The organism is Burkholderia sp. BCC1977 (assembly GCF_905339595.1).
Classification (GTDB): domain Bacteria; phylum Pseudomonadota; class Gammaproteobacteria; order Burkholderiales; family Burkholderiaceae; genus Burkholderia.
Genome location: NZ_CAJPGQ010000064.1, coordinates 21100 through 30889 on the forward strand (window position 1 = coordinate 21100; position 9790 = coordinate 30889).

Below are 9790 nucleotides of genomic sequence, written 5' to 3' on the forward strand. Positions count from 1 at the left end.
GGTGTCCTCCTTACTGCATGAACCAGCCGTGGCTGACGACGATCGATTGTCCGGTGAGCGCGTTCGACTCGAAGCCGGCGAGGAATGCAACCGTGTTCGCGACATCGGCCGCCGACGTGAATTCGCCGTCGACGGTCTCCCTCAACATCACGTCCTTGACGACCTGCTGTTCGGAGATGCCCAGCGCCTTCGCCTGCTCGGGAATCTGCTTGTCGACCAGCGGCGTCCTGACGAAGCCCGGGCACACGACATTGGCGCGTACGCCGCGCGGCCCGCCTTCCTTCGCGACGACGCGCGCGAGACCGAGCAGCCCGTGCTTCGCGGTCACGTAGGCAGACTTCAGCGGCGAGGCCTCGTGCGAATGCACCGAGCCCATGTAGATCACCGTGCCGCCCTTGTTCGACGCGTACATATGCCTGATGGCGGCACGCGTCGTCAGGAATGCACCGTCCAGATGAATGGCCAGCATCCTTTTCCAGTCGGAAAATGCGTAGTCCTCGATCCGGTTGACGATCTGGATGCCCGCGTTCGACACGAGCACGTCGATGGCGCCCAGCCGGTTCACCGTTTCGGCCATGCCCGCATCGACGGCTTCCTCGCTGGTGACGTCCATCCCGATCGCCATTGCGTTCCCGCCGCCGGCGACGATCTCGTCCGCAACCTTGCGCGCGGCCGCAAGATTCAGGTCGGCGATCACGACCGTCGCGCCATCTGCCGCAAGCTTGCGTGCGCACAGTTCGCCGATGCCGCTTGCCGCGCCCGTCACGAGCGCGACCTTGTCATTCAGTGCCATACGTCCTCCGGAGATTTACTGGTTGACCGCGAGCTTCAGCGACGCGGCGGGGGCGAGGTAGTCATGGGCCACTTCGCCGATATCGAGCGTGAGATTCGCGATGACGTGACGCGCGCCGATCACCTTGCGAACCGGCAGGTCGGCAACCGACGCGAGCGCGTGCGGATGCAGTTCGAGCGCGGCAGGCCCTTCCCACGCGCCGATCACGTCGACGTCGCGCAGGAAGAAGCGCACCAGTTCGCAGATGCGCGCCGAGCCGTCGACGTGCGGAATGACCTTGAGCAGATAGTTCGGCGCGTCGGCGAGCTTGCGGCGCTCGGCTTCGGTGTCGAGCGCGCGATACTTGTAACCCATCGTGCCGGTGGCGACGCGCTGCGTGCCGTAGTCGAGCGTGCCGAGCAGCGTGTCCTTGCCGTCGACGCAGAGCCGCGGCGACGCCAGTTTCTTGGGAAATCCCCAGATTTCCCGCCCGGCTGCGATCGGGCCTTCGTCGTCGAGGTACATCGCGTGCGTGAAATTGGCTCGCGTGCCGTCCTGGTCCAGAACGGAGATCACCTGGCCGCTTTCGGTGTAGTCACCGAATCCCGACGAATCGGGCATCCGGATGAACTCGTAATGGACGACGGCCTGGTCGACCGTCAGCGGTTCCGGGACGACGGCCCGGAGAGAGTCCATGTCCGTCTCGTACGAGATGATGAAATACTCCCGATTGACGAAGCGGAAGGGCGGACGCGGATACGCCGGGTTGTGCACGGGCATCGCAAACGCGTTGCTGCGGATATCTTCTTCTGTCACGGATCGTTCCTCGGTTGGTGAGGTGCCGGGTTACACCATGGCAACAGCCTTGGCTGCCGCGGCCAATGACGCGCGAAGACGCAACGCGGCACTGACGGCCGCGCGGGTCGCACGTTGCTCTTGCGGTGTCGTGTCCGTCTCCCGGTAGGGATCGGCCATGCATGCACGGCCACCGTCAGCGCCAAGCGTAGGCGATGTGCTCGTGCGGCAGTAGCGTCGGGAAGGACCTCATCATGTTGTCTCGGCGACAACAATCGGCGAAAGGCGGATGGCGCGGCGAAAGCGCCTGACTTGCTACAGCGCGATGATCGTGCGGCTCGACGGATCGCGTGCGGGTTCCCCGAGCATCGCTTTCAGGTCGTGCTCGATCGTGCTGCACAGCGTTGAAATGGGCACGTCGTTCGCACCGCCTTCGAACGGATTCTCGGTGCTTTCGCCAACCTGCTCGAGCGACGTGTACATCCAGGAAACGGCGACGCTGCAGGGCACGACCAGCCATACCATGTTGCCGTGCATGAAGCCGCTCACGCCATCGTTCAGCCGGTTGAATTCGTTCAGAAGACCGAACGGAAGGGACAGACAAAAGAACCGGACGAACAGGGAACTGACGGTCGCGTACTGGCGCGGGTAGGGAAAGTTCTTGAAGCGCTCCGATCTTGCCTGGAGATCGATGAAGTCTCCGACGGTTTTATGAAGCTCCATGTAAAAGTTCGAATTCAGCTGGCCGGCCATGTGCAGCGTCTTGAGCGAGGTCCCCTGCAGGTTCAGCACGAACGTGGCGATGGACGCGGAGGAGAGCGCCTGTTCCGTTTCAGCGGCGGAGAGGTACTTCGGCAACAATTCCCGGATGTCCCTTTCCCACTCCGGAACACGATAGAAGCGGCGGTACTCCGCGTTGTAGCGTTTGTTCGTGCTTTCCCAGATGCGCGGGCGACGCAGGTCATAGCGCAGTGCGGTCAGCCACGCAAGGTGGCGATAGACGAGCGTTCGGGCGATCTCGTCATCGATGACGAAATCGCGAGCGAGTTGGCCCCAGCGACGGCTCTTGCTCAGGATATCGGTCCAGATTTCCAGCGCGTCCATGGCGCGGTTGTAGGTTTGAACGTTCTTGAAGCCGACGATGAACGACGTCGCGGTGCCGAGAAGAACCACGATCGTCAGGGGTATCGACAGCCACGTAACGGAGAAGAACTTGTACAGGACAACCGGAACGGAACCGAAAATGAGCAGCTCGTAAATTTTCCAGCGCGTCCAGATCAGGAACTCCGACAGTTTGTACGATTTCCCCAGATGCATTTTATTTGCCTCATCGTTGATTCAGGTGGGTGACGAAGACGGTGTTCGAGTCGCGTGCGATCGTTCGTCGACATCATGCCTGCGATCGATCGGCGCGGCGTGTGATGGATTGGTGCCGAAGCGGCAACATCGTGAGCACGACTGCGGATCTACTGCGCAATGCCGTGTCGACCTAGGATGACTTCGCGCGGCGAGTTGCCGCCATCGACATCAACCGAGGGCCATGATCATGTCGCAGAAGATCCTGATAGTGGGTGCCGGCTTTGCCGGCGTGTGGGGCGCACTGGGCGCGGCGCGCGTGCTGGATGGTGCCGGTGTGACGAGCGGCGACGTCGAGATCACGTTGATCTCCCCGAAACCGGAGCTGCAGATCCGGCCGCGACTGTACGAAAGCGAGCCGCAGCGAATGGCCGCACCGTTGTTGCCGCTGCTCGATGCGGTCGGCGTGAAGTTTCTCGAAGGTAGCGTCGAGGAGATTTCCGTCCGCGAGAAGACGGTCAGTGTCGCTTGCGCCAACGGCCAGCGACGCTTGATCGCGTATGACAGGCTGTTGTTGACGAGCGGTAGCCGGTTGAGCAGGCCGCCGGTGCCGGGGCTCGCGGAACACGCGTTCTCGGTCGATCGCATCGAGGACGCGGTCGCGCTCGACGACCACTTCGCGGCGCTCGCGAAACTGCCGGAATCGCGGGCACGCAATACGGTCGCGGTGGTCGGCTGCGGCTTTACGGGTATCGAGGTCGCCACCGAGTTGCCCAAGCGCTTGCGCGAGTGGTTCGGCCCGGAGGCGACGGGTCGTGTCGTCGTGATCGGCGCGCAGGACGACATCGGTCCCGATCTTGGCCCCAACCCTCGACCGTATGTCGCTGAAGCCTTCGCGTCGCTGGGCGTCGAGGCAGTACTCGGATCGCGCGTCGTGTCGGTCGCGCCCGACGGTGTTCGTACCGCGTCGGGCATGCACATCGAGGCCATGACCGTGATCTGGGCGGGCGGCATGCATGCGAGCCCGCTGACGTCGCAAGTCTCCTCGCATCTGGACCCGCTCGGGCGCGTCGAGGTCACACCGGACCTTCGGGTGGCGGAAGCACCGCATGTATTCGTCGCGGGAGACGTGGCGCGGGCGCGCAGCGACGATGACGGGCACCATGCGTTGATGTCGTGCCAGCATGCGATCGTGATGGGGCAGTTCGGCGGGCACAACGTCGCGGCCGATCTGATCGGCGTGCCGACACTGGAATACCGGCAGCCGTTCTATGCGACATGCGTCGATCTGGGCGACTGGGGTGCCGTTTACTCGGAAGGCTGGGATCGGCAGATCAAACTGACGCATGCCGAAGGAAAGGCGCGCAAGCAGATGATCAACACGCAATGGATCTATCCGCCCGCACCGAATCGGGCCGACGCGCTGGCGGCCGGTAACCCGCAGGCATCGTTCGATTGACCGGCCGCCCCGCGCGTATCGCGAGATGCGCGACGGGGGCCGGCACGTCGCGGCAGCAACGAACGTCGTCGGCGGACGACACGCTGCCGCGGCACGACCGTCGTCGGGTCAGTCGACGACGGTCACGATATTGACGGTGCCTTGCCGGGCCATCTTCGCATACGGGCACAAGCGTTCCGCGGTTCGCACCATTTCTTCCGCGATGCTTCGATCGACGCCCGGCATCCGCACCCGAACCTCGACGAGCAACGCATAACCACCATCCATGGGATCGCGGCCGAACGAAACCTGCACCGCCACGGCGGTATCGGGGGTCTCCCTATCGGCGCGTTTCTCGATCAGATTGAGCGCACCGTGGAAGCACGCGGCGAAGCCTGCCGCGAACAACTGCTCCGGATTGGTCCCGTTGCCGGGCCCGCCAAATTCGGTGGGCAGGCGCAGATCGACGGCGAGATTGCCGTCGTCCGAGCGGGCCACGCCGGATGCGCGGCCATGTCCCGTCTCGCCGCCGGACACCGTGACGGTCGTGGTGTAAAGCGGTTGAAAATCCCGGCCCCGATACCTGTCGAGGAGGGAAAGCGGCGGGGCTTGCAGCTTCTTGTCGTCCATGATGCATGCTCGAATTCAGCGACACGCTCCGACCCTCGGTCATTCGATCGTCGAAACCTGTCTTGCGAAGGGGCTGGACTGCCCGGGCAAGTAGCGTCTTCAAGGAATGACGGGTGGGGCGATTGTCCGAGGAATGCGGCAATCTTCCGGTGCCGCCCGATTCCCGGTTCGTCTACGGGAGAAAGACGCTTTCATGCTAGAGGCGCGTACATGATGGCGGTATGGCCGTTCCGGGCGATTGTATGTTTCCCGTTGGACACCAATCCGGAACGCGCCACGAATTTTGACGAGGCGCCCGGCGGCGGTTGCCGCCACGCACGGCCGCACGCCATTGCCGTACGCGGCGCGTCAGCGGCCCAGGCACGCGCGCAGCGTGCGTGCGTGACGTTGCGCCTCGTCCGCGTCGGCGATGTTCGCGAACCCGATGATGAGGCCGCGCGGCGTTTGCTGCGTGTGGCTGTTCGTATACCAGATCGACAGTGGCAGGACCGCGAGCCCGGCTTCGCGGGCGCGCGCGGCGACGGCGACATCGTCGACCGGCCCTTCGGGCCCCGCCGTGAACCGCACCGCGAACTGTATGCCGCCAGGGGGCAACTCGACGATCAGCCGCTCGCCGAACGCCTGCCGCAACGCGTGCACGATCAGCGTGCGTCGCTCGCCGTACAGCGTGCGCATGCGCTTCAGATGCCGGGCGAAGTGGCCCTGTTCGATGAAATCGGCCAGGGCCGCCTGCAGGAGCGTCGGCGAACCGGCGTTCATGCTGCAGGCCACGCGCTCGACGCGCTCCACCGCACGTTCGGGCACGACCGCGTACGCGAGCCGCAAACCGGGATACATCGCCTTGCTGAAGGTGCTGCAGTAGATCACGTGATCGCGCCGGTCGAGACTCTTCAACGCCTGCAGCGGGCGGCCCAGATAGCGGAACTCGCTGTCGTAGTCGTCCTCGACGATCCAGCCGGACGTCTTTTCGGCCCAGTCCAGCAAAGCGATGCGGCGGGATAGCGACAGCGTATGCCCGAGCGGGCTCTGATGCGACGGCGTCACCAGCGCGAAGCGCGCATGCGGGTCCAGCTGCATGCCGCGCGCGACGTCGATCCCTTCGGCGTCCACCGGCACCGGAACGAGCTGCACACCGGTCTCGGACAGGAAACTGCGTGCGAGAAGATAGCCGGGGTCCTCGAACCAGACGCGGTCGTTCGGACGCGCGAGGCTGCGCAGCACGAGTTCCAGCGTGGCACGGTAGCCGCCGGTGATGAACACCTGTTCGGGCATGCAGGTGACGCCGCGCGACAGCCCCAGATAGGTGGCGATGTGCTCGCGCAGCGGCCTGTAGCCGGCCGGATTCGGATAGCCCAGCAGCGCGCGATCGCCGCTGCGCGCGCGCAGCGACACGAGCCGGTGCCATACCTTGCGCGGAAAGGCGTCGAGGGCCGGAACCCCGGGTTGCAACGGGCGCGGCTCGCCGCTCATCGCGACGGCGATCGGCTGCGCGCGCCGCGGAGGCGGGCTGTCGCGCGACATGCCCGGTGCCGCAAGCAAGCTGGCGTGGTCGACGTGCGGTGCCGATGCGTCGTCACGCGCCGGCGCCGCCCGCGGCAGCGATTTCGGCAGGGACGGCGCGACGAACGTGCCTGCCGCGCCGCGCATCTGCAGATATCCCTCGTCGACCAGGATCGTATAGGCCTGCTCGACGGTGCCGCGCGCCGTGTTCAATTGCGTGGCCAGACCGCGCAGCGCCGGCACGCGATCGCCGGGACGCAGGTGGCCCGCGGCGATCGCGGTTCGGAACCGCTCGCAGATCTGCAGATAGATCGGCAACTGATGCTGCCGGTCGATCTCGATGGTCAGTGTGGAGGGTTGCGCAGACATGACGGCCTCGTGGGTGACGGAACAGACCCGGCATGGACCAGTCCGATCGACGATTCTTGGCACTGCTGGATAGGACATGATTCTTCCACAATTGCGTCACGCGATGCGACCGTCATGACCGGCTTCATCGGATCCGGCACCCGTCACATCCCCTCGCATTCACATGAAATCCATTCGTCAGGAGATTTTGCGATGAAGATCGTTGTCATCGGCGGTTCGGGCCTGATCGGCTCGCGTGTCGTCACGCTGCTCGAGGAAGCGGGCCATCACGCGCTGGCCGCATCGCCGCGCACCGGCGTCAATACCATCACGGGCGAGGGCCTGACCGACGCATTGACGGACGCGGACGTCGTCGTGGACGTGGCGAACGCGCCGTCATGGGAACCGCAGGCCGTGCTCGACTTCTTCCGCACGTCGGCACGCAATCTCGGCAAGGCCGAAGTGGCCGCGGGCGTCCGCCATCACGTCGCGCTGTCGATCGTCGGCTGCGACCGCATGCCGGAGAACGGCTATTTCCTGGCCAAGGTCGCGCAGGAGCAGGCGATCGAGGCGGCGGGCGTGCCGTACACGATCGTGCGCGCGACGCAATTCATGGAATTCATCGGCGGCATCGCGGATTTCGGCACGAAAGACGGCACGGTTCGCATCGGCGACGGACTGTTCCAGCCGATCGCGGCGGAAGACGTGTCGGCACTCGTCGCGCAGGCCGCGCTCGCCGGGCCGCAGAACGGCACGGTCGAGATCGCGGGCCCGGATCGCGCGCCGTTCGCGGAGATCGTCGCGCGCTATCTGAAGTCGGTCGGCGACCCGCGCGCGGTGGTGACCGATCGCGACGCCCGCTACTACGGCGGCCGGGTCGAGGAAACCTCGCTGGTGCCGCTCGGGGCCGCGCGACTCGGCCGCATCGGTCTCGACCAGTGGCTGGCAAGAAGCTGATTCACGTTCGCACGTAGGCGATATGCCGGCGCATGCCGGCGACGAGTCGATCCGTATGAGCAGCACGTCTGGGGGCAGCGGAAATGAATCATTCGGAACCATCGGAACACGGCACGCGTCGCGACCTGGCCAGTCGCGCCGATGCACTGTCGGCGAGCTTCGGCGCGAGCTATGCAGGCATCCTCGCATTCGTTGCCGTGGCGAGCGAGGGGAGTTTCACCAAGGCCGCCGAACTGCTCGGCGTCGGGCGGCCGGCCGTGAGCCGCAACGTGCAGAAGCTGGAGGCGCAGCTGAGTACGCGGCTGTTCCAGCGGACCACGCGCACGACCGAGCTGACGTGCGAGGGCCGGCGCTTCTTCGAGAACTGCCATCAGGGCGTGGCACAGATCGTGGAAGCCATGAACGACATGCTGGAATTGCGGCAGGGGCCGCCGCGCGGCCTCATCCGCATCAGCGCGGCGGTGGGATTCGGCAGGAAGATCGTGGCGCCGCTGCTGGAACGGTTCGCGCTCGCCTATCCGGACATCGTCATCGATCTGCTGCTCGACGATCGGCCGATCGACCTCGTGTCGGAGCGCATCGACGTGGCGTTTCGCAACGGACGGATCGAGGACTCCAGCATCATCGCCCGGCAATTGATCCCGATGCAGATGGCGCTCTGCGCGGCGCCGTCGTATGTGGCGCGGCACGGTCTCCCGCAGAGTCTCGACGACCTGGACCGGCACGCGTGCATCAATTTCCGTTTTGCCAGCGGGCGCCTGTTCGAATGGGAGTTCAACGTGGACGGCCGCGTGCAGAAGTACCTGCCGACGTCGCGCCTCACGTTCAACGACGCGGATCTGGTGTTGCGTGCGGTGCTGAACGGATCGGGCATCGCGCAGATGGCGGGCTACCAGATCCGCGACCATCTCGCGTCGAACGAGCTCGTCGTCGCGCTGGCGAAGCATGTGCCGGAGGATCGCGGCCACTACATCTGCTATCTGAGCCGGCAACATCTTCCGACGCGCATCCGGATCTTCGTCGACTTCATGACCGAGCAGATTCGCGCGCTCGATCTGAACTGCATGACGCGGTTCAATCCGGAGATCCGGGAGGCTGCGTCGGCAGGGCTGGCGGCTTGACGGAACCCCACGCGCGTTCGTCCGCGATCCAGTCGCCGAACAGCTGGATCTTCTGCTGCTGTTCGCTCCCGCCCGGATACGCGAAGTAATAACCCATCCCCGTCGGCAACGAGATGTCGAACGGCATCACGAGCCGGTGCGCCGCCACGCTCTCGTCCACCAGTGTCCGGTCGCCGATCGCGATGCCGTAACCGTCGATCGCCGCGTGGGTCGCGAGGTCCAGCGTTTCGAAGCTCAACCCGCGCGTCGAGTCGACGTGCTGCGCGCCTGCATGCTCGAGCCACCGTTTCCAGTCCCGGTGGTCGCGCGTCGGATGCAGCAGCGTATGACCGGCCAGGTCGTCGAGACTCGCGAGCGGCTGCCGGTCCAGCAGGCTCGGGGCGCACACAGGGGTGAGCCGCTCTTCGAACAACGGGATCGCGTGCATGTCGGGACCGGCGCCGGGGGCGTAGATCACCGCGGCGTCGAACGGTTCCATGCGGAAATCGACGTGATGCTCCCAGGTGGTCGTGATCTGCACCTGGAGTTCGGGGTGCTCGGCCTGGAAGCGCATGATGCGCGGCAGCATCCACTGCATCATGCAGGTCGGCACCTTCAGCGCGAGCTCGGTGCGCCTGCGTGACAGGCGCATCGATACCTCCTCGATGCGCGCAAAGCTTTCGCGCACCGTCGGCAACAGGAGCTCGCCTTCGGCCGTCAGCGTCAGCCCCTTGGGCGTGCGCTTGAACAGCGGAAACTGATAGAAGCTTTCGAGCGCGAGGATTTGCCGGCTCACGGCGCCCTGGGTCAGGCACAGGTGCCCGGCGGCGCGCGTGAAGCTGCCGTGACGGGCGACGACGTCGAAAACCTGCAGCGCGTTGAGGGAAGGCAGTCGTTTCATCGGGAGCATCGGCGTGGAACGGGCAGCGGCGCGGTATCGCTCAGTGCAGGATT

General features: G+C 65.3%; 9 protein-coding genes. 3 read left to right on the forward strand and 6 right to left on the reverse strand.

The window, feature by feature from the left end:
- Nucleotides 1–10: 10 nt before the first annotated feature.
- The 3 genes from U5771_RS32585 to U5771_RS32595 all read right to left on the reverse strand — a co-directional run bounded on the left by U5771_RS32585 (nt 11) and on the right by U5771_RS32595 (nt 2884).
- Nucleotides 11–793 (reverse strand): 3-hydroxybutyrate dehydrogenase, encoded by a 783-nt coding sequence (locus U5771_RS32585; protein WP_322027746.1) that lies wholly within the window; start codon nt 791–793, stop codon nt 11–13.
- A 15-nt stretch (nt 794–808) separates the two neighbouring features.
- Nucleotides 809–1588, reverse strand: coding sequence for an acetoacetate decarboxylase (locus U5771_RS32590; RefSeq protein WP_322027747.1), 780 nt, complete (start codon nt 1586–1588; stop codon nt 809–811).
- A gap of 294 nt (nt 1589–1882) precedes the next feature.
- On the reverse strand, nt 1883–2884 hold the full coding sequence (locus U5771_RS32595) for a bestrophin family protein (RefSeq protein WP_322027748.1): 1002 nt from the start codon (nt 2882–2884) through the stop codon (nt 1883–1885).
- Between the two features lie 229 nt (nt 2885–3113).
- On the opposite strand from U5771_RS32595, the gene U5771_RS32600 reads away from it, so the two are divergent.
- Nucleotides 3114–4322, forward strand: a complete 1209-nt coding sequence (locus U5771_RS32600) for an NAD(P)/FAD-dependent oxidoreductase (RefSeq protein ID WP_322027749.1) — start codon at nt 3114–3116, stop codon at nt 4320–4322.
- Nucleotides 4323–4430: 108 nt separating this feature from the next.
- Here the strand turns inward: U5771_RS32600 and U5771_RS32605 are convergent, their stop codons facing one another.
- Nucleotides 4431–4931, reverse strand: a complete 501-nt coding sequence (locus tag U5771_RS32605) for an Ohr family peroxiredoxin (RefSeq protein WP_322027750.1) — start codon at nt 4929–4931, stop codon at nt 4431–4433.
- A gap of 348 nt (nt 4932–5279) precedes the next feature.
- The gene (locus U5771_RS32610) at nt 5280–6800 is read right to left on the reverse strand and encodes a PLP-dependent aminotransferase family protein (RefSeq protein ID WP_322027751.1); all 1521 of its coding nucleotides are present in this window, start codon (nt 6798–6800) and stop codon (nt 5280–5282) included.
- Nucleotides 6801–6992: 192 nt separating this feature from the next.
- Here U5771_RS32610 and U5771_RS32615 point away from each other — a divergent pair, with 192 nt between their 5' ends.
- Nucleotides 6993–7736, forward strand: coding sequence for an SDR family oxidoreductase (locus U5771_RS32615; RefSeq protein ID WP_322027752.1), 744 nt, complete (start codon nt 6993–6995; stop codon nt 7734–7736).
- 83 nt (nt 7737–7819) lie between these two features.
- Complete coding sequence (locus U5771_RS32620) at nt 7820–8857, forward strand: LysR family transcriptional regulator (RefSeq protein ID WP_322027753.1); 1038 nt, start codon at nt 7820–7822, stop codon at nt 8855–8857.
- On the opposite strand, the gene U5771_RS32625 is transcribed toward U5771_RS32620, so the two are convergent.
- The gene (locus U5771_RS32625) at nt 8811–9737 is read right to left on the reverse strand and encodes a LysR substrate-binding domain-containing protein (protein WP_322027754.1); all 927 of its coding nucleotides are present in this window, start codon (nt 9735–9737) and stop codon (nt 8811–8813) included. The two genes, U5771_RS32620 and U5771_RS32625, sit on opposite strands and share 47 nt — an antisense overlap.
- Between the last annotated feature and the right edge of the window lie 53 nt (nt 9738–9790).